Source organism: Arthrobacter sp. UCD-GKA, assembly GCF_001863355.1.
Classification (GTDB): Bacteria; Actinomycetota; Actinomycetes; order Actinomycetales; family Micrococcaceae; genus Paeniglutamicibacter.
On sequence record NZ_MOLR01000001.1, the window covers coordinates 402,144 to 420,535 of the forward strand.

Below are 18,392 nucleotides of genomic sequence, written 5' to 3' on the forward strand. Positions count from 1 at the left end.
ACAAAGACAATAGTGGATCTCACAGCCGCTGTTTGGACCTGTGCTTGACCAGTAACCAATAAACAAAGGCAATTACAGTGCGTACGTTCACTCCAAAGCCGGCTGACCAGACCCGCCAGTGGCACATCATTGATGCCACTGACGTTGTACTTGGCCGCCTCGCCGTCCAGGCCGCAACCCTGCTGCGCGGCAAGCACAAGGCTACCTTCGCCCCCCACATGGACATGGGCGACCACGTCATCATCATCAACGCCGAGAAGGTTGCCCTCACCGGCGCCAAGCTCGAAAACAAGCGCGCCTACCGCCACTCGGGTTTCCCGGGCGGCCTGAAGTCCGTGACCTACGCCGAGCTTCTTGAAAAGAACCCGGTACAGGCAGTGGAGAAGGCCATCAAGGGCATGCTCCCGAAGAACTCGCTGGCTGCGGATCAGCTGTCCAAGTTGAAGGTCTACCGCGGTGCCGAGCACCCGCACGCTGCACAGCAGCCGCAGACCTTCGAAATCACCCAGGTCGCGCAGTAGCGCTGGGCCCCGAGAACAAGACTTTAGGAGATTATCGTGGCTCAGAACACTGAAGAGATCACTGAATTCGAGGGTGAAGCTCCGACTTCGTACACCTCGGAGACCGTTGCCGTAGAGGCAGAGGCAGTCAAGGAACGTCCGGCACTGACCGTTGCAGGCGCAGCAGTTGGCCGTCGCAAGCAGGCAATTGCCCGCGTGCGCGTCGTTCCGGGCACCGGCCAGTGGACCCTCAACGGCCGCTCGCTGGACAACTACTTCCCGAACAAGCTGCACCAGCAGGACGTCAACGAACCGTTCAAGCTCCTCGAGCTGGACGGCGCATACGACGTCATTGCACGCATCCACGGTGGCGGCCCCTCGGGCCAGGCCGGGGCGCTGCGCCTGGGCATCGCCCGCTCGCTGAACGAGATCGACCGCGACAACAACCGCGCCGCTCTCAAGAAGGCCGGCTACTTGACTCGTGACGCACGCGTCATCGAGCGCAAGAAGGCTGGTCTCAAGAAGGCTCGCAAGGCTTCGCAGTTCTCCAAGCGCTAAACCGCTTGCGCCGGGTTTTCACCCGGCACCGAAGGGTCCCGGCATTCGTGCCGGGGCCCTTTGGCCGTTAAGGCGCGGTGCCTTAGTGGGATATGGCACATGAATAGGCAAAGATTGCCTTGATAAACCCCATAGATGCCCGACTTCGGGGATTGCTGGCCCTATGATGGATGACGATGGCAAGGTTATTTGGGACCGATGGTGTCCGCGGAAAAGCAAACGAACTTCTGACCCCCGAACTGGCGATGGCGCTTTCACAGGCCGCCGCGATGGTGCTGGGGCACGAGAAAATACATGACGGGCGCAGGCCCGTGGCGGTGGTGGCCAAGGATCCCAGGATCAGTGGCGACTTCCTCTCTGCTGCAATCGAGGCGGGGCTCGCAGCCTCCGGCGTCGATGTGCACGATGCGGGGACCCTTCCGACGCCGGCGGCGGCGTACCTGGTCGCGGATCTGGGCGCCGACTTCGGCGTCATGATCTCCGCCTCGCACAACCCCGCCCCGGACAACGGGATCAAGTTCCTGGCTCGCGGCGGCAAGAAGCTCGACGACGCCCTGGAGGACGCCATCGAGGCGGCCCTGGACAAGCCCAAGTACCGTCCGGTCGGCGGTGACGTGGGACGGGTAACGCGCTTCGCGGATGCCGAGGACCGCTACGTCATGCACCTGCTGCAGACGCTGCCGAACCGGCTTGACGGCATGAAGGTCGTCCTTGACTGTGCCCACGGCGCGGCCAGCGGCTGCTCCCCGGAGGTCTTCAACGCCGCCGGGGCCCAGGTCGTGGTCATCGGTGCCGAACCCGACGGCATCAACATCAATGACGGCTACGGCTCCACGCACCTCGAGCGCCTGCAGGCCGCCGTGCTGGACAACGGCGCGGACCTGGGCATCGCCCACGACGGCGACGCCGACCGCTGCCTGGCCGTGGACCACGAAGGCACTGTCGTGGACGGGGACCAGATCATGGCGATCATGGCCACCGACATGAAGGAACGCGGCGTCCTGAAGGACGACACCCTGGTGGCCACCGTGATGAGCAACCTCGGCCTGAAGATCGCCATGCGCGAAGCAGGCATCACCATCCTGGAAACCGGGGTGGGGGACCGCTACGTGCTCGAGGGCATGCGCACCGGCGACTACAACCTGGGCGGGGAGCAGTCCGGCCACGTGATCTTCGCCGACCACGCCACCACCGGCGACGGGGTGCTTACCGGCCTGCACATCGCAGCCCGCGTCAATGCCACCGGCAAGACCCTCAAGGAGCTTGCCGCCGCCATGACGGTGCTTCCGCAGGTGCTGATCAACGTCAAGGGCGTCGACAAGGAAGCCGCGCCCAGCAACAAGGTACTGATCACCGCGATCGCCGCCGCCGAGGCGGAACTGGGCGAGAACGGCCGCGTGCTGCTGCGCCCCTCGGGAACCGAGCCGGTGGTCCGCGTGATGGTCGAGGCCACCTCGCACGACATGGCGAGCTCCCTGGCGCAGTCGCTGGCCGACGTCGTCCAGCGCGAACTGGCGCTCTGACAGCCACTCCCGCATTGCCAATGTGGCCGAGCGTTCCGGCACCACGGGTGCCCGGACCTCGGCCACGTTCATTTGTGCGGGTGCAACACCCCCGTTGCACCCCAAAAAGTTGAAGGGTTTCCCACGGGCATGAGCATGAAGATTTCGGTGGTCGGCACCGGGTACCTGGGCGCGACACACGCGGCCTGCATGGCGGAGCTGGGATTCGAGGTCATCGGCGTCGACGTCGACCCGGCCAAGATCGAGGCACTCTCGGCAGGCTTGCTGCCCTTCCACGAGCCCGGCCTGCCCGAGCTGCTGCGCAAGCACGTGGCCTCCGGCCGGTTGCGCTTCACCACCGACTACGAGCAGGTGTCCTCCTGGGCGGACGTGCACTTCATCGGCGTCGGCACCCCGCAGCGCGCCGACGGGCACGGGGCCGACATGCGCTACGTCGACGCTGCAGTCGCCGAGCTGGCCACCCGCATCCGCGGCAAGGCCCTGATCGTGGGCAAGTCCACGGTGCCGGTGGGAACCGCCCGCCGCCTGCGCACCCTGATCGCCGCCAACGCCCACGCGGACGCCGAGATCACCCTGGCCTGGAATCCCGAATTCCTGCGCGAGGGCTTCGCCGTGGCCGACACCATGACCCCGGACCGGCTGGTGCTGGGTGTCGAGGACGAAACCTCCGAGATGGTGCTGCGCAGCGTCTATGCAAGCGCGCTGGAGGCGGACACCCCGTTGATCGTGACGGACTTCGAGACCGCCGAACTGGTCAAGGTCGCCGCCAACGCCTTCCTGGCCACCAAGATCTCCTTCATCAACTCCTTCGCCGAGGTGACCGAGACGATCGGCGGGGACATCACCGTGCTGGCCGACGCGCTGGGCCACGACGCCCGCATCGGGCGGAAGTTCCTCAATGCCGGGGTCGGATTCGGCGGAGGCTGCCTGCCCAAGGACATCCGCGCGCTGCAGGCACGGACCAGCGAACTGGGACTGACCCACACCATGGGATTCCTGGCCGAGGTGGACGAGATCAACCTGCGCCGCCGCGAACGCGTGGTGCGCCTGGCCCACACCATGCTCAACGAGCAGCTGGTCGGTGCGCGCATCGCGGTGCTCGGGGTGACCTTCAAGCCCGACTCGGATGACGTGCGCGACTCCCCGGCCCTGGACATCGCGGTGCGGCTCTTCAATGCCGGCGCGGAGGTGCTGGTCTACGACCCCAAGGGCAACAAGAACGCCGCCGACCGCTTCCCGCGCCTGCACTACGCCGAGGACCTGCCCGAGGCCGTGGCCCAGGCGGACCTGGTGCTGCTGCTGACCGAATGGTCCGAGTTCAGGGCACTGGTTCCCGCGGACCTGGAGCCGTTGGTGGCGCAGCGACGGATCATCGACGGACGCAATGTGCTGTCCCGCGCCCAGTGGGAGGCCGCCGGCTGGGAAATCGTTGGCATGGGCCAGCACTACGCCCCGCTGGATGGGGAACTGTAGGAGCGCCCTTACCGGCAAGCCTGCCGGTATTTCTTAACTTCAGCGGTGGGACGTGCCAAATCCGGAAAGTTGGGTAGCATGATCATCAGCGTTGGTTACCCCAATTACCCGCGTCAGCATGCTGCGAAAACCCCAAGTTTCCGCAACTGCGAAAAGGGCCCGCCATGACTCGCAATTTTGGTGGGCCCATTTTAATGCCCGAAACCGGGATCGTTCGCCGCAAACGGAACCTAGAGCCCCAGATCCCTGGCCGCGCGCGGCAGCTCCACCAGCAGGTCGACGGCACTGACTGTGCCTTCGCGGGCCGCCAGCGCGCCGGCGTGGGCGTGGATCAGCGCCCCTGCTGCAGCAAGGTCGGTCAGGCGGTGGGTCAGGGCGGTGACGTCGCCGGTGATGGGCGTGGCCGGGAAGTCGGCGGCCGCCAGCAACGTGCCCAGGATGCCGGTGAGGACATCCCCGCTGCCCGCGGTGGCCAGGTCCGGGGTTGAGGCGTGCACGATCAGTGCGTAGCCGTCCGGGGCCGTGCAGATGGTTGCCGAACCCTTGAGCAGGATCACGCAGTCGTAGGCGACCGCGGCCCAGCGAGCCCAGCGGATCGGGTCGGCGGCGATATCCCGGGCGCTGACGCGCACCCCGGCCTTGGCCAGCAGGGCGTTCAGTTCCCCGGCATGCGGGGTGAGGATGCGCAGCTGGCGGTGTTCGCCCGGTTCCAGCATCGCCAACGCGCCGGCGTCGATGACGCACGGGTTGTTGGCCGAGAGGATCTGTTGCAGGTGCCGGCGCGTCTCTGGCGTGTCTTCCAGTCCGGGGCCGATGGCCCAGGCTCCGATGCGGGTGGCGCCCTCGCGCCCGTTGCGGCGGTTTTGCGCCAGCAGGGCGGTCAGCTCGTCGGTGCCCAGCGGGACGGCCTCGGGGACCTGGCTGGTCAGGGCCGTGGCCACGTTCTCCGGGACGATGGTGCGCAGCAGCCCCAGCCCGGTGGCGACGGCGGCACGGGCGCTGAGCACCGCGGCGCCGGGGTAACGGACGGAGCCGGCCAGCAATCCCAGCACCCCGCGCTGGTACTTGTGCCTGCCCGCCGCCGACCAGCCGTGGTCGCGGTCGAGCAGCAATTCCAGGTCGTCTCCCTGCACGACCCAGGCCTCCGGCTTGCCCAGGGTCGGGGTGAGCCCGATGTCGGTGACGCGGATGCGTCCGGAGACCAGATGCCCGGATCCCACCACCAGGCCGGTCTTCAGCGCCCCGAAGGTCACGGTCCGCTCGGCCGGGATCACGCTCTGGGCAGCCGCACCGGTGTCGGCATCGACGCCGCTGGGCACGTCGCACGCGAGCACCGGGATATGGCGGGGGATGGCCGGCAGGTGGGCGCCGGGGCGCAGCCCGGTGCCGTAGGCGGCGTCGATGAGCAGGTCGCAGTCCTCGAGCAGCGTCTCCAGGCGCTCGGCGGCGGCGGTGCGGCCACCTGCGCGCGCCAGCGCGGCCAGGCCCTCCTGGTGGGCCTGGGAAGCCAGCAGCACCGCGGTGACGGCGACCCCGCGCCTGGCCAGGGCAGCCAGGGCAAAGAGGCCGTCCCCGCCGTTGTTGCCCGGTCCGACCAGTGCCACCACGCGGGATCCGTAGAGCCGGCCGGTGTGTTCCTTGAGCATCAACACCGCCTGGTGTGCCAGCGCGTCCGCGGCCCGGCGCATCAGTCTCAGGTCGTTGGCATCGCGAAGCAGCGGCTTTTCGGCATCTCGAACACTGGAACCTGCATACACGGGGATCATGTCTTCAGAATACCCAACCGCGGCTGGTATTTGCCGCAGGTTTCGGCTGGCGGGCCCGGGCGCGCCCGGAGCGGGGGACGGGTCTCAGCGTTCGGCCACGACCATGGCCGTGGCCAGGTCCCCGTCATGGCTCATGGACAGGTGCCAGTGCACCACGCCCTTCCTTGCCGCGGCCTCGGCCACCGAACCGTCGAGCACCACGTAGGGATCGCCGGCCTGGTCCTTCTCGATCCGGCAATGCTGCCAGTTCATCCCGGACGGGGCACCGAGCGCCTTGGCGATGGCCTCCTTGGCGGCGAATCGCGCGGCCAGGGAACGGACATGCAGCTCGCGTTCCTCGGGGACGAAGAGGCGTTCGAGCAGTGCGGGGGTCCGCTCAAGCTGCGCCTTGAAACGAGACACCTGGACCACGTCAACACCAATTCCCACGATCATGCCCTCGAGTTTATCGGCTCAGCGCTCCGGTCCCGTCCCGGGGCGCACGGGCGTAGGCTTCCAGATACCGTGTGCAAGGTGCAAACGGGGAAGGGGAATGGCCATGGGAGCGAACGGGAGCGAACCGGAACCCAGCGCGGTCTTGCTGCTGCGCGACGGCTTCACGCGGGTGAGCGAGGGGATCGAAACGTTGCTCGAGAGCGCCGAGCCGCGGATGCTGCGTTTTCGGGCCAGCAACTCCGCGAACCCCGTGGCTTGGCTCATCTGGCACCTGAGCCGGGTGCAGGATGACCATTTCACGTTCCTGGCCAGGGCACTGGATCCAGCCTCGGAGGCGGAGCAACGATGGATCGCCAACGACTGGGTGTCCCGCTTCAACCTGCCCTACCGGCGGCTGGACACCGGATTCGGGCACAGCACCGAACAGGTAGCGGACTTCGGGATGTATGACGGCCAATACCTGCGCGGCTACCACCTGGATGTGCACCGGCATTCCCTGGAAATCCTGGGCACGCTGCGCGAATCGGATCTTGGCACGGTCATCGACCGGCGCTGGGATCCACCGGTCACCGCGGCGGCGCGGCTGGTGAGCATCCTGGGGGAGACCACCGCGCACCTGGCCCAGGCCGAGTTCGTCCGCGGCATCTACAAGGACATGAACCACACCAAGCGCCCTTAGGGCTTAACGCCGAACGGTGCCGGTGCCTTCCCACAAAAGTGGGGAAGGCATCGGCACCGCACGATGGTGGACCCTTGGAGAAGCCCGGAGGCTACTCGACCGTGACCGACTTGGCCAGGTTGCGCGGCTGGTCGACGTCCAGGCCCTTGGCCGTGGCCAATTCGCAGGCGAAGAGCTGCAGCGGGACGGTGGCCAGCAGCGGCATCAGCAGCGTCGGGGTCTCCGGGACGTAGAAGATGAACTCGGCGTAGTCGCGCACCGCCTCGTCGCCTTCCTCGGCGATGACCAGGGTCTTGGCGCCGCGGGCGCGGACCTCCTGGATGTTGGAGACCACCTTGGAGTGCAGCGAGTCGCGGCCGCGCGGTGAGGGGACCACCACGAAGACGGCCTTGTCCTGCTCGATCAGCGCGATCGGGCCGTGCTTGAGCTCGCCGGCGGCAAAGCCCTCGGCGTGGATGTAGGCGATCTCCTTGAGCTTCAGGGCACCCTCCATGGCGACCGGGTAGCCCACGTGGCGGCCCAGGAAGAGCACCGACTCGGTGTCCTTCATCGAGCGTGCCAGCGCCTTGATTTCCTCGGCGCGGTCCAGGATGTCCTGGATCTTCGCCGGGATCTTGCCCAGGTCGGCCAGGATGTCCTTGATCTGGCCGCTGAACAGGTTCCCGCGCAGCTGGCCCAGGTACAGGCCCAGCAGGTAGGTTGCGGTGATCTGGGCCAGGAAGGCCTTGGTGGAGGCCACGGCGATTTCCGGTCCGGCATGCGTGTAAAGCACGGCGTCGGACTCGCGGGGGATGGTCGACCCGTTGGTGTTGCAGATCGACAGGGTCTTGGCTCCCTGCTCCTTGGCGTAGCGCACGGCCATGAGGGTGTCCATGGTTTCCCCGGACTGCGAGATGGAGACGACCAGGGTGTTGGAGTCAACGATCGGGTCGCGGTAGCGGAACTCGTGGCTCAGCTCGACCTCGACCGGGATGCGGCACCAGTTCTCAATTGCGTACTTGGCAACCGATCCGCCGTAGGCGGAGGTGCCGCAGGCCAGCACGACGATCTTGGTGACGGAGGCAAGTTCCTCGGGCGAGATGCGCAGCTCGTCGAGAGTCAGGCGGCCAAAGGCGTCGGAGCGGCCGAGCAGGGTGTCTGCGACAGCCGCGGGCTGGTCAAAGATTTCCTTTTCCATGAAGGAGGCGAAGCCGCCCTTTTCGGCGCTGGCGGCATCCCAATCGACGTGGAATTCCTTGCCCTCGGCGGGGTTGCCCTCGAAGTCGGTGATGCTGTGGGTTTCGGGGGWGATGGTGACGATCTGGTCCTGGCCCAGCTCGACGGCGCGGCGGGTGAAGTCGATGAAGCCCGAGACATCCGAACCCAGGAAGTTTTCCCCGTCGCCCAGTCCCAGCACCAGCGGGGAGTTGCGGCGGGCGGCCACGACTACACCGGGGTGTTCGGCGTGCACGGCCAGCAGGGTGAAGGCACCCTCGAGCTGGCGGGCGGTCAGCTCCATGGAACGGGTCAGGTTCCCCTCGCCGGCGCCGCGGTAGACGGAGCCGAGCAGGGCCGCTGCGACTTCGGTGTCGGTGTCGGAGATGAACTCGACGCCCTCGGCGCGCAGCTTGGCCTTCAGCTCGGCGAAGTTCTCGATGATGCCGTTGTGGATCATTGCGAGATTGCCTTCATCGGCAAGGTGCGGGTGGGCGTTGGCGTCGGTCGGGCCGCCGTGGGTAGCCCAGCGGGTGTGCCCGATGCCGGTCAAGGCCGCCGGCAGCGGTGCGTCTTCCAGCGACTGGACGAGGTTGGCGAGCTTGCCAGCCTTTTTGCGCGAGTCGATGCCCGCGTCGGTGACAACGGCCAGGCCGGCCGAGTCGTAACCGCGATATTCGAGGCGCCGCAGGCCCTCGAGAATCACATCGAGCGCGCCGTGATCGGCCGCGCGTCCAGCATTACCTACGTATCCAACAATTCCACACATGAAAAAAAGAGTACCGTGCCGCACAAGGCCGCAGATACATTTGCCCTGTTGGGTGGGCATAATATTTTGTGGTCATGAACATAGCCGGGAAGTATGGCCAAACGGCGAAGTTTGGGAATACAGGTGGGTTGTTGGCACAATTCAAGGCGTGAATGGACAGCGTGCGGTCGACTACAGTGCAACACCCTTTGTCGAATTGGACCGCCAGACCTGGGCAAGACTGTCCAATGAACTGAAGCAGCCACTGGACGAAGCGGACCTCCGCCGCCTCAGCGGCCTGGGTGAACAGCTCAACCTCGCCGAGGTGCGCGAGGTGTACCTGCCCTTGTCGCGCCTGCTCAACCTCTATGTCCAGGGCGCGGCCTCGCTGCACCAGGCCACCAACACCTTCCTCGGGGAAAAAACCCGGCGAACCCCCTTCGTCATCGGCGTGGCAGGTTCCGTGGCCGTGGGCAAGTCCACGACCGCCCGCGTGCTGCAGGAATTGCTGCGCCGCTGGCCCGACACCCCCGACGTGCAATTGATCACGACCGACGGCTTCCTGTACCCGAACGCGGATCTGGAAAAACGCGGCATCATGCATCGCAAGGGCTTCCCCGAGTCCTACGACCGCCGACGCCTGTTGCGTTTTGTCTCGGAAGTGAAATCCGGGGCACCCGAGGTGCGCGCACCCTGGTACTCGCACCTGAGCTACGACATCGTCCCCGGCAAGGAAGTGGTGGTGCGCTCCCCGCAGGTGTTGATCGTGGAGGGACTCAACGTCCTGCAGCCGGCCCGGGCCCGGATGGACGGCACCGCGGGACTGGCGTTGAGTGATTTCTTTGACTTCTCCGTCTATGTCGACGCGCGGACGGCGGACATCGAGGAGTGGTACATCCGCCGATTCATGAAGCTGCGTTCGGGTGCCTTCTCGGATCCAGCGTCCTATTTCCACCGCTACGCATCGCTCAGCGACGACGAAGCCAGGGAAACGGCGCACGGCATCTGGAAGCGCATCAACGAGCCGAACCTGCGGGAAAACGTCATCCCGACGCGCGGCCGCGCACAGCTCGTATTAAGCAAATCGGCGGACCATTCGATCCGCCGAATGCTGCTTCGCAAGATCTAAAACCGGAATGCGCCCGATGAACGGTTCGTAAACTTTTCGAAAAATTACCGCACTTCCACCTATTGACCACTGGCAATGTGTGCAAAGCTGGGCACATGTTAAAAGGATTCAAGGATTTCATTATGCAGGGCAACGTCGTTGACCTTGCCGTTGCCGTCGTCATTGGTGCCGCTTTTGGCGCCGTGATCAATTCATTGGTTGAGAACATTCTTATGCCATTGATTGCAGCATTGGTCGGTTCCCCGAACTTCGACAACTTCCTGGTTGTCACGATCGGGTCCGGCGTGGCCATCAAGTTCGGCGCATTCCTGACCGTCTTGGTGAACTTCATCCTGATTGCTGCCGCCATCTACTTCATCGTCGTTGTGCCGATGAAGCATCTCGCCGAGATGCGCCAGGCTCGCCTGGGCGTCGAGGAACCCGCCGAGGACATCGATCCGCAGGTAGCCCTGCTGGCCGAGATCCGCGACGAACTGCGCAATCGAACCGCCTGATCCGCCGCGCACCCTCGGGTGCCACGACCGATGATGCCCCGGTGGCCGTGATCCTTTCGATCCGGCCGCCGGGGCATTCTCTTGCCCAAGGCCAGGCACCACCAGGGCGCGGGCCGGGATGCGCCCCTGAAGCACGCACCGCATTGAAAGTGGGATGATGGAGCGGTGAGTGCACAATCTACCGATCAGACCGAAAATCCAACCCACACCCAGGACCCGACAACGACGTCGGACTGGGAACGGCGCGCCATCATCGATCTGGCCAACGTCCGCGAAAACGTGAAGCGGGTCGCCGAGCTCGTGGCGCCGGCCGCCATCATGGGCGTGATCAAGGCCGACGGGTACGGGCACGGAGCCGTGGCCGTGGGACGCGCAGCGGTGCAGGCCGGGGCCACCTGGCTGGGCTGCGCCCACGTCACCGAGGCCCTGAAGGTGCGGGAAGCGGGGCTCGAGGTCCCGATGCTGGCCTGGCTGCACACCAAGGGAACCCCCTTCGCCGAGGCCATCGCCGCAAACATCGACCTGGCCGTGTCCGGCTGGGAACTTGAGCATGTGGCACGCGCCGCCGAAGCGGCGGCCCAACCGGCACGCGTGCACCTGAAGATCGACACCGGGCTGGGCCGCAACGGCAGCACCCCCGCGGAGTGGGAGCTGTTGCTGGGCCGGGCGGCCAGCTACCAGGAAGAGGGATTGATGCGCGTGGTGGGCGTATTTTCCCACCTGGCTGTAGCCGACGAGCCCGAACGCCCGGAAACCGACGACCAGCTCGAGGCCTTCAACCAGGCCGTGGCCCTGGCCGAGGACGCGGGCTTCGACCTCGAGGTGCGGCACATCGCCAACACCCCGGCGATCCTCACCCGCCCGGACGCCCACTACGACATGGTTCGCCTGGGCCTGGGCCTGTACGGGCTGAGCCCCTTTGCCGGGGAAGACCCGGCACGCTACGGCCTGCGCCCGGCGATGACGCTGGTCAGCCGGATCGCCAACGTCAAGAAGGTCCCGGCCGGGCAGGGCGTGGGTTACGGCCTGCGCTACCACACGGAATCCGAAACCTACCTGGGTCTGGTCCCGATGGGCTACGCCGACGGGGTGCCGCGCGTCGCGCTGAACGCACCGGTGAGCATCAACGGCACGATCTACCGGGTGCGGGGCACCATCGCCATGGACCAGTTCGTGGTGGACCTCGGCCCGGATGTCGACGTCGAGGAAATACTGGGTTCCGAGGTGATCCTCTTTGGGGACGGCGGCCCCTCGGCCACCGAATGGGCCGACGCGGCCGGCACCATCAACTACGAGATCGTCACCCGCATTTCCCCGCGGGTCCCGCGCCGACTGGTGGAAGGCACCTGGGGTGAGTCCGGTGAGTGAGGCTTCTGCGGCCGTCGAGCTCGCGGTCCACGACATTGCCCAGACCAAGGACTTCGCGCACCGGCTCGGGGCGATCCTGGAACCCGGGGACCTGCTGGTGCTCACCGGCGAGCTCGGGGCCGGCAAGACGACCTTCACCCAGGGCCTGGGACTGGGGATGGGGGTGCGCGAGGGCATCATTTCCCCCACCTTCGTGATCTCCCGGACCCACCCGACCCTGGGCACCGGGCCCGACCTGGTGCACGTTGACGCCTACCGGCTGGCCAGCGCCGCCGAGCTCGACGACCTGGACCTGGAAGCGACCATGGCCCAATCCGTCACCGTCGTCGAATGGGGCGCTGGCAAGGTCGAACAACTCAGCGATTCCCGTCTGGAGATCGTGCTGCTGCGCCCCGGCTCGGTGCAGAACCACGAGGACCTGGTCTTCGACTTCCACGAGGGCGAGGACGACGAGCCGCGCACCATCAAGCTCACGGCCATCGGCCCGCGCTGGGACAACGACCCGGCGCTCGCGGCCCTGCTGAACGACTTCACAAGCTAAAGGGAATTCATAAATGCTTCTATTGGCCATTGACACCTCCGCCAACGCCTCGGCGGCACTGCTGCGCTCCGAGGGCACCGTCGTTGAGGTGCTCGGCTCCTTCACCTCGACCGAGAGCAATGACCACTCCGAGGTCCTGGCCCCGGCCCTCGAGTCCCTGCTCGCCGCCGCCGGCGGGGTGGTTCCCGAGGCGATCGCGGTCGGCGTGGGCCCCGGACCCTTCACCGGGCTGCGCGTGGGCCTGGCCACCGCCCGAACCCTGGGCTTTGTCTGGGGAGTGCCGGTCCACGGGGTGATGAGCCTCGATGCCATTGCCCTGGATGCGGTGGCCCGGCAACCGGCCGGGGAGTTCACCGTCGCCATCGACGCGCGGCGCAAGGAGCTGTACTGGGCACGTTACGACAAGGCCGGGGCGCTGCTCGACGGCCCGCACGTCACCGTGGCCGAGGAACTGCCCGCAGGCCCGGTGTACGGGGCCGGGGCCGGCCTCTACGCCGACCGCCTGGCCGCGGTGGGTGCGAAGGCGGTGGACGGCTTCGAAAGCTCCCATCCCGATGCCGTCTCGCTGGGCACCCGCGCGCTGCGCACCCTGGCCGCCGGCGATGCCCTGCTGGGCACCGAGCCCCTATACCTGCGCGAATCCGACGCGAAGGTGCCCGCGGTGATGAAGGGCAAGCTGCTGTGACCGAACAGGAGCCCCACCCCGTGCCGGCGGGCCTGGAAACCAGGCCCATGCTCCACTCGGACGTGGACGAGGTCTGGGAGATGGAAAAGGCGCTTTTCCCGGCGGATGCCTGGCCGCGGGAGATGTTCATCGGCGAACTGGATCTGGTGGACACCCGGAACTACTGGGTGGTGCAGGACGCCGGGAAGATCGTCGCATACTGCGGGCTGATGTGCGTGCTGCCGCTGAGCGACGTGCAGACCATCGCCGTGGACCCGGACTACGAGGGCCGGGGGATCGGGACGCACCTGTTGCGCCTGATGATCGACACCGCCGTGAAGCTCGGTGCCACCGATTTGTTGCTGGAGGTCCGCGAGGACAACCCCCGCGCGCAGGGCCTGTATGAGCGCCACGGGTTCGAGGCCATCCACCGCCGCAAGGGGTACTACCGCGACGGCGTCGATGCCATCATCATGCGCAAGGTCCTGTTCACTGCCGGTTGATCCGGCCATATCCACGCTCGCGGGCGGTCCCTGGCCGGCCCGGCGAGCGGCATCGAATACGCCCGCTTCGCCCAAAGCGGGGCCCCGGCCCTAAAATTGGAACCATGTCCCTTACTGCACCGCTCGTTCTTGGCATTGAATCCTCCTGTGACGAAACCGGGGTGGGTATCGTGCGTGGAACCGAGCTCCTGGTCAACGCCGTGGCCTCCTCCATGGAAGAGCATGTGCGCTTCGGCGGGGTCATCCCCGAGATTGCCTCCCGTGCCCACCTGGACGCCTTCGTGCCGACGCTGTCGGCCGCGCTGAAGGACGCCGGGGTGTCGCTGGATGAGATCGACGCGATCGCGGTGACCAGCGGCCCCGGGCTTTCCGGCGCCCTGATGGTGGGGGTCTCCGCGGCGAAGGCCCTGGCCCTGGCCACGGGCAAGCCGCTGTATGCCATCAACCACTTGGTTGCCCACGTCGGCGTGGGCATCCTGGACGGCGGAGAGCTGCCCGAGAACCTCGGGGCGCTGTTGGTTTCCGGCGGCCACACCGAAATCCTGCAGGTCAACTCGCTCACCGACGACGTGCGTCTGCTCGGGGCCACGATCGACGACGCGGCGGGGGAGGCCTATGACAAGGTCGCACGGCTGCTGGGCCTGGGCTACCCCGGCGGACCCGTCATCGACAGAATCGCCAAGGAAGGCAATCCCAAAGCCATCCGGTTCCCGCGCGGGCTGACCCTGCCCAAGTTCATCGGCACCGCCGAGGAACCGGGCAAGCACCGCCACGATTTCTCCTTCTCCGGGCTCAAGACCGCAGTTGCACGCTGCGTGGAGCAGTACCAGAAGCGCGGCGAGGAGGTTCCGGTGGCCGACATCGCAGCCGGCTTCCAGGAAGCCGTGGTCGACGTGATCACCTCCAAGGCCGTGCGCGCCTGCCAGGAACACGGGCTGACCAACCTGATGCTCGGGGGAGGGGTGGCGGCGAACTCGCGGCTGCGCGAACTGCTGGCCGCCCGCTGCGCCTCGGCCGGGATCACCCTGCGGGTTCCGCCGCGGAACCTGTGCACTGACAACGGTGCGATGGTTGCGGCCCTGGGTGCCCAGCTGGTGGCCGGCGGTGTCAATCCGACCGGCCTGAAGTTCTCCACCGATTCTGGACAGCCGGTGAGCCTGGTTTCTTTGGTGGCATAGGGCCAAAATGGCCTTGGACGCAGAAAGGGGTGGGCGGGAAAAGCTCCCGTCCACCCCTTGTTGCATCCTTGGATCGTTGACTCAGGCCAGGTGCATCCTGCGGACATTGTCCTTGACAACCTCGTGGAGGTCGCCGTTGTGCGCCGTGGCGATCTTGTGCTGCCACTGGTAGCCGGCACCGCCGGTGATGATGCGTTCCACGTCGGCCAGCTCGGTGCTGCAGCCGAGCTTTTCCGCGACCGGTGCCAGCCGCTCCAGCTCAAGGCGCAGGTGGTCGGTGACAAGCATTTCGTCCCCGGCGGCGTTCAGGATGATGATCGCTTCCATGCCATAGCGCGCGGCGCGCCACTTGTTCTCGACGCGATACCAGGGCGGCATGACGGGAATCGTTCCGCCGGCATCCAGCGTGGTCGACATGTCATCGACGAGGCATTGGGTGAGGGCGGCGATGGCGCCGATGTCCTGCAGCGAGGACAGTCCGTCGGAGATGCGCATCTCGACGGTTCCGAAGCGGGGGACCGGTCGCACGTCCCAGCGGATTTCCGAGATGTCGTCGATGACGCCGGTGTGCAGCATGTCGGCGACGTAGGCCTCGTATTGCTCCCAGGTCGGGAAATGGTAAGGGATCCCGGCGGTGGGAAGCTGCTGGAACATCAGGGCGCGGTGCGAGGCGTAGCCGGTGTCTTCCCCGCCCCAGAAGGGGCTGGAGGCAGAGAGCGCCTGGAAGTGGGCCTGGTAGTTGATCAGTCCGTCAACGATCGGCAGGGCTTTGGCCCGGGCGTCCAGGCCCACGTGCACGTGCACGCCGTAGATGACCATCTGCTGGCCCCACCATTGGGTGCGGTCGATCATCTTCGCGTAGCGGTCCTTGTCGGTGACCGGCTGCAGCTTCGGCGGGGCGAAGGGGTGGGAGCCGGCGCAGTACAGGTCCACGTCCATAGGGTCGGTGACCTCGCGAACGGCCACCAGGTTCTCGTGCAGTTGGGCCTTGGCCTGGGCCACGGTTTCGCATACACCCGTCACGATCTCCACGGTGTTCAGCAGCAATTCCTGCTTCACGTGGGGATGTTCGTCGTCGATCCCGAGATTGCCGTGCCGCACATTCAACTCTGCAAGCACTTCCTCGGCGACGGAACGCAGGTCGGAAGTATGGCGATCCACCAACGCAACTTCCCATTCCACTCCGAGCGTGGACTGGCGTGATGATGCGAAATCTATTTGCATCGAACCTCCATGATTCATGAGGCGATCCACCCCAATATGTTCTTCCCGCCAGTCTATCGAGCGAAACCACACAGTTGATGCCACCGATGGAGGTTCGGTGGGGTTTGGCGGCCTGGCAATCGTGCGTTTGCGCTCACACCGGGAAAACGACCGGCTCGACTTCGATGGCCAGGCGCCTATCGCCGATGCGGGTGAGCACCAGGGTCGCCTTGTTTTTCGCGTCGCGCCCGGTTCCGGCCAGCAGGATCTTGCGTAATTCCTCGGGGGTGACGTCCATGCCGCGCTTCTTGATGTCCAGCACGCCGATCTTTTCGGCCTTGACCCATGCGCGCAGGTTCTTCACGTGGTACGGGTGGACGGCCAGGACCTTGTAGGCCTTGGCCAGCGGGGTCGCCACGGCTTCGGCTGTGCTGAAGTAGGCAATGTGCGGGTCGAGAAGGTGCCCGCCGGTGTCCTTGAGCAGATGGTCGATCAGCCCGGCGCGGATCACCGCACCGTCGGGTTCGTATATGTAGGAGTCGATTGCGCCGACCGGCACGTCCCCGCGCAGCGCCGCATCGGGGTCGAAGTCCACACCGCTGGTCAGTTCCGTGGCACCGTGCGCCCCGATCACCAGGGCCGCGCGACGGATGCCGGGGCGGGCCAGCGGGCCGAACCAGAGGGCGGCCTCGGTGACATCCCCGTTGATGGAGACCCACTGGACCTCGCAATTGGCCGGCACCGCATCGTGCGGCAGGCCGGGGCCCATTTTCACGCCCACGGCCAGCCCGCGGTCGGCCAACGACTCGACGAAGGACAGCGGAGGGGAAAACGCCTCGGGATCGAAGATCCGCGAGGTGCCGGAAGTGTCGGTGGTGCGCCGGGCCGGGTCGAGCCAGACCCCGTCGAATCCGGTGAGGTCGAACTCGGTTGCGTCAGAGTTGACGACCGTGGCGGTGGGCCACGGCATGAGGTTCAAGGTGGCCGCCGCCGCGGTGGTCTCGTCCATCTCCACTGCGGTCACCTCGATCTCGGCGCTGGCCAGGGCGAGGGAATCCGCGCCGATGCCGCATCCAAGGTCGGCGACCTTCTTGATCCCGGCGCGGGTGAAACGCTGGGCATGCAGGCCCGCAAGCTTCAGGCGCGTGGCCTGCTCGAGGCCGGCGGGGGTGAACACCATGCGGTCGGCGAAAGGCCCGAACTTGACCCGGGCCTTGGAGCGCAACTGTGCCTGCTGGACCACGGCGGTGACCAGTTCCACTGGGTGCCCGGCCTTGCGCAGCTCCAGATTGAGGTTCAGTGCCGCCTCCTTGGTGCCGGCGGCGGACGGGTCGACCGAGTTCAGCAGTTCCCACCCCTGGGGTGTCAACAGTATTTCCAGCTGGGATGCTGCGGCCTCGGAGCTTTGGTTTGCCATGGAATCAAGCCTAGTACGGATGCGGTCTGGTCCGCGGACGGACGGACGGGACGCGGTGGGTCGGGCAGGGCGCGGCCACCCGCACAGCCCGTGAAGTGCCGTGGGGGTGGCCGCGGTCGATAAGCCGCCGATTGGCGTTAGCGCATCAACTGGTTCATGTTGATGTGGTTGCGCACCGCCGGGTAGTAGCCGTTAAGGTAGCCGCTGGTGGTGGGGTGCAGGTTGAACGGGTCGCCAAGGTTGGCCATGTTGAAGTAGATCCAGGAATCCGTTGCACCCAGGCCATGGTCGTTGAACGGGCCCAGCACCGGAACGAATGTGGCGCTGGTGCCGTCCGTGGCGTCGCGGATGACCCGGTTCAGCGAGTCGCCCAGCTTGTTCAGGTCCCGGGCGTGGCTTGCGCTCATCAGCGGCTGGTCGCCGTTGGAGGCCGTGAAGAGCCTCGGGTAGCCCAGCACCAGGATCTCTCCGGGGGTCGCAGCGTCAACCAGTTGCAGGGTTTGGTGGGCGGACGCGCCAACCATCGGGAGCGCGGCGTTCCCGGCTGCCAGTGCGGCATCGCACGCGGCATCCGATCCAAGGGTGCTGCAGGCAAGAACCAGGCCGGCCAGGTTCAGGTCGTTGCCGCCGAGCGTGAGTGTCGTCAGGTCCGCGGTGGCGAGGTACGGGGTGATCTGCTGGGCCACTGCGCCGATCTGCGCGGTGGTCATCCCGGCACAGGCAACATCGGCAGTGAGGTTGACGTTGTCCATGGAAGCGATCTTGGTGACGTGTGTTTGGCCGCTTCCTTGCAGGCAACCCGGAAACGGTCCGGGGACGAGGGCCCCAGAACCGAATCCGGCGGAGTACGAGTCTCCGAGGTTGACGTAGTTCACGGTTCCCGAGGTGCTGGACTCCGTCGGCGGCGCCAGCGCGGCGGCCGGGCCCATCCCGGTCAGGGAGAGGGCACACGCGGCAATGCCGGCGGCGAATAGGGCGAAAAGACGTGTTGGTGCGAAGCGAGCCATGGGAAAGATCCC

18 protein-coding genes are annotated in these 18,392 nt (G+C 66.4%); 12 read left to right on the top strand and 6 right to left on the bottom strand.

Annotation, left to right across the window (positions count from 1 at the left end; all coding sequences use genetic code 11):
- Window positions 1-77: 77 nt before the first annotated feature.
- The 4 genes from rplM to BLJ79_RS01930 all read left to right on the top strand — a co-directional run bounded on the left by rplM (window position 78) and on the right by BLJ79_RS01930 (window position 4,054).
- Window positions 78-521 carry a 50S ribosomal protein L13 gene (gene rplM, locus BLJ79_RS01915; RefSeq protein ID WP_071212959.1) on the top strand — a complete coding sequence of 148 codons (444 nt, stop codon included), beginning with the start codon at window positions 78-80 and terminating at the stop codon, window positions 519-521.
- Window positions 522-557: 36 nt separating this feature from the next.
- Window positions 558-1,058, top strand: a complete 501-nt coding sequence (rpsI, locus tag BLJ79_RS01920) for a 30S ribosomal protein S9 (protein ID WP_071212960.1) — start codon at window positions 558-560, stop codon at window positions 1,056-1,058.
- Window positions 1,059-1,234: 176 nt separating this feature from the next.
- On the top strand, window positions 1,235-2,581 hold the full coding sequence (gene glmM / locus BLJ79_RS01925) for a phosphoglucosamine mutase (protein WP_071212961.1): 1,347 nt from the start codon (window positions 1,235-1,237) through the stop codon (window positions 2,579-2,581).
- Window positions 2,582-2,710: 129 nt separating this feature from the next.
- Window positions 2,711-4,054, top strand: a complete 1,344-nt coding sequence (locus BLJ79_RS01930; protein ID WP_083410929.1) for a UDP-glucose dehydrogenase family protein — start codon at window positions 2,711-2,713, stop codon at window positions 4,052-4,054.
- Window positions 4,055-4,284: 230 nt separating this feature from the next.
- Here BLJ79_RS01930 and BLJ79_RS01935 read toward each other — a convergent pair whose 3' ends face one another.
- Window positions 4,285-5,820 (bottom strand): bifunctional ADP-dependent NAD(P)H-hydrate dehydratase/NAD(P)H-hydrate epimerase, encoded by a 1,536-nt coding sequence (locus BLJ79_RS01935; RefSeq protein WP_071212962.1) that lies wholly within the window; start codon window positions 5,818-5,820, stop codon window positions 4,285-4,287.
- Between the two features lie 84 nt (window positions 5,821-5,904).
- Entirely contained in the window at window positions 5,905-6,255 is a 351-nt protein-coding gene (locus BLJ79_RS01940; protein ID WP_071212963.1) for a holo-ACP synthase, read from the bottom strand.
- A gap of 103 nt (window positions 6,256-6,358) precedes the next feature.
- Between BLJ79_RS01940 and BLJ79_RS01945 the strand changes: the two genes are divergently transcribed.
- Window positions 6,359-6,934 (top strand): mycothiol transferase, encoded by a 576-nt coding sequence (locus BLJ79_RS01945; protein WP_071213237.1) that lies wholly within the window; start codon window positions 6,359-6,361, stop codon window positions 6,932-6,934.
- Window positions 6,935-7,025: 91 nt separating this feature from the next.
- Here BLJ79_RS01945 and glmS read toward each other — a convergent pair whose 3' ends face one another.
- Window positions 7,026-8,897 carry a glutamine--fructose-6-phosphate transaminase (isomerizing) gene (glmS, locus tag BLJ79_RS01950; protein ID WP_071212964.1) on the bottom strand — a complete coding sequence of 624 codons (1,872 nt, stop codon included), beginning with the start codon at window positions 8,895-8,897 and terminating at the stop codon, window positions 7,026-7,028.
- Window positions 8,898-9,045: 148 nt separating this feature from the next.
- Here glmS and coaA point away from each other — a divergent pair, with 148 nt between their 5' ends.
- From coaA to tsaD, 7 genes are all read left to right on the top strand, one after another.
- On the top strand, window positions 9,046-10,005 hold the full coding sequence (gene coaA, locus BLJ79_RS01955; RefSeq protein ID WP_071212965.1) for a type I pantothenate kinase: 960 nt from the start codon (window positions 9,046-9,048) through the stop codon (window positions 10,003-10,005).
- Between the two features lie 95 nt (window positions 10,006-10,100).
- The gene (gene mscL / locus BLJ79_RS01960; RefSeq protein ID WP_071212966.1) at window positions 10,101-10,499 is read left to right on the top strand and encodes a large conductance mechanosensitive channel protein MscL; all 399 of its coding nucleotides are present in this window, start codon (window positions 10,101-10,103) and stop codon (window positions 10,497-10,499) included.
- Window positions 10,500-10,664: 165 nt separating this feature from the next.
- Complete coding sequence (alr, locus tag BLJ79_RS01965) at window positions 10,665-11,867, top strand: alanine racemase (protein WP_071212967.1); 1,203 nt, start codon at window positions 10,665-10,667, stop codon at window positions 11,865-11,867.
- Window positions 11,860-12,408: a tRNA (adenosine(37)-N6)-threonylcarbamoyltransferase complex ATPase subunit type 1 TsaE gene (tsaE, locus tag BLJ79_RS01970; protein ID WP_502686089.1), complete on the top strand. Its 549-nt coding sequence runs from the start codon at window positions 11,860-11,862 to the stop codon at window positions 12,406-12,408. The genes alr and tsaE overlap by 8 nt, the downstream gene beginning before the upstream one ends.
- 13 nt (window positions 12,409-12,421) lie before the next feature.
- Complete coding sequence (tsaB, locus tag BLJ79_RS01975; protein WP_071212969.1) at window positions 12,422-13,093, top strand: tRNA (adenosine(37)-N6)-threonylcarbamoyltransferase complex dimerization subunit type 1 TsaB; 672 nt, start codon at window positions 12,422-12,424, stop codon at window positions 13,091-13,093.
- Window positions 13,090-13,575 carry a ribosomal protein S18-alanine N-acetyltransferase gene (gene rimI, locus BLJ79_RS01980; protein WP_353615464.1) on the top strand — a complete coding sequence of 162 codons (486 nt, stop codon included), beginning with the start codon at window positions 13,090-13,092 and terminating at the stop codon, window positions 13,573-13,575. The genes tsaB and rimI overlap by 4 nt, the downstream gene beginning before the upstream one ends.
- Window positions 13,576-13,679: 104 nt before the next feature.
- The gene (gene tsaD, locus BLJ79_RS01985; protein WP_071212970.1) at window positions 13,680-14,753 is read left to right on the top strand and encodes a tRNA (adenosine(37)-N6)-threonylcarbamoyltransferase complex transferase subunit TsaD; all 1,074 of its coding nucleotides are present in this window, start codon (window positions 13,680-13,682) and stop codon (window positions 14,751-14,753) included.
- Between the two features lie 81 nt (window positions 14,754-14,834).
- On the opposite strand, the gene BLJ79_RS01990 is transcribed toward tsaD, so the two are convergent.
- The 3 genes from BLJ79_RS01990 to BLJ79_RS02000 all read right to left on the bottom strand — a co-directional run bounded on the left by BLJ79_RS01990 (window position 14,835) and on the right by BLJ79_RS02000 (window position 18,380).
- Complete coding sequence (locus tag BLJ79_RS01990; protein ID WP_071212971.1) at window positions 14,835-15,977, bottom strand: glutamate--cysteine ligase; 1,143 nt, start codon at window positions 15,975-15,977, stop codon at window positions 14,835-14,837.
- Between the two features lie 133 nt (window positions 15,978-16,110).
- Entirely contained in the window at window positions 16,111-17,373 is a 1,263-nt protein-coding gene (locus BLJ79_RS01995) for a class I SAM-dependent methyltransferase (RefSeq protein WP_071212972.1), read from the bottom strand.
- 137 nt (window positions 17,374-17,510) lie between these two features.
- On the bottom strand, window positions 17,511-18,380 hold the full coding sequence (locus BLJ79_RS02000; protein ID WP_071212973.1) for a GDSL-type esterase/lipase family protein: 870 nt from the start codon (window positions 18,378-18,380) through the stop codon (window positions 17,511-17,513).
- Between the last annotated feature and the right edge of the window lie 12 nt (window positions 18,381-18,392).

Bases quoted from the DNA above. Each gene is read 5' to 3' on its own strand.
- glmM (WP_071212961.1), top strand. From the start codon at position 1,235: ATGGCAAGGTTATTTGGGACCGATGGTGTCCGCGGAAAAGCAAACGAA.
- BLJ79_RS01930 (WP_083410929.1), top strand. From the start codon at position 2,711: ATGAGCATGAAGATTTCGGTGGTCGGCACCGGGTACCTGGGCGCGACA.
- BLJ79_RS01935 (WP_071212962.1), bottom strand. From the start codon at position 5,820: ATGATCCCCGTGTATGCAGGTTCCAGTGTTCGAGATGCCGAAAAGCCG.
- BLJ79_RS01940 (WP_071212963.1), bottom strand. From the start codon at position 6,255: ATGATCGTGGGAATTGGTGTTGACGTGGTCCAGGTGTCTCGTTTCAAG.
- BLJ79_RS01945 (WP_071213237.1), top strand. From the start codon at position 6,359: ATGGGAGCGAACGGGAGCGAACCGGAACCCAGCGCGGTCTTGCTGCTG.
- mscL (WP_071212966.1), top strand. From the start codon at position 10,101: ATGTTAAAAGGATTCAAGGATTTCATTATGCAGGGCAACGTCGTTGAC.
- tsaB (WP_071212969.1), top strand. From the start codon at position 12,422: ATGCTTCTATTGGCCATTGACACCTCCGCCAACGCCTCGGCGGCACTG.
- tsaD (WP_071212970.1), top strand. From the start codon at position 13,680: ATGTCCCTTACTGCACCGCTCGTTCTTGGCATTGAATCCTCCTGTGAC.
- BLJ79_RS01990 (WP_071212971.1), bottom strand. From the start codon at position 15,977: ATGCAAATAGATTTCGCATCATCACGCCAGTCCACGCTCGGAGTGGAA.
- BLJ79_RS01995 (WP_071212972.1), bottom strand. From the start codon at position 17,373: ATGGCAAACCAAAGCTCCGAGGCCGCAGCATCCCAGCTGGAAATACTG.
- BLJ79_RS02000 (WP_071212973.1), bottom strand. From the start codon at position 18,380: ATGGCTCGCTTCGCACCAACACGTCTTTTCGCCCTATTCGCCGCCGGC.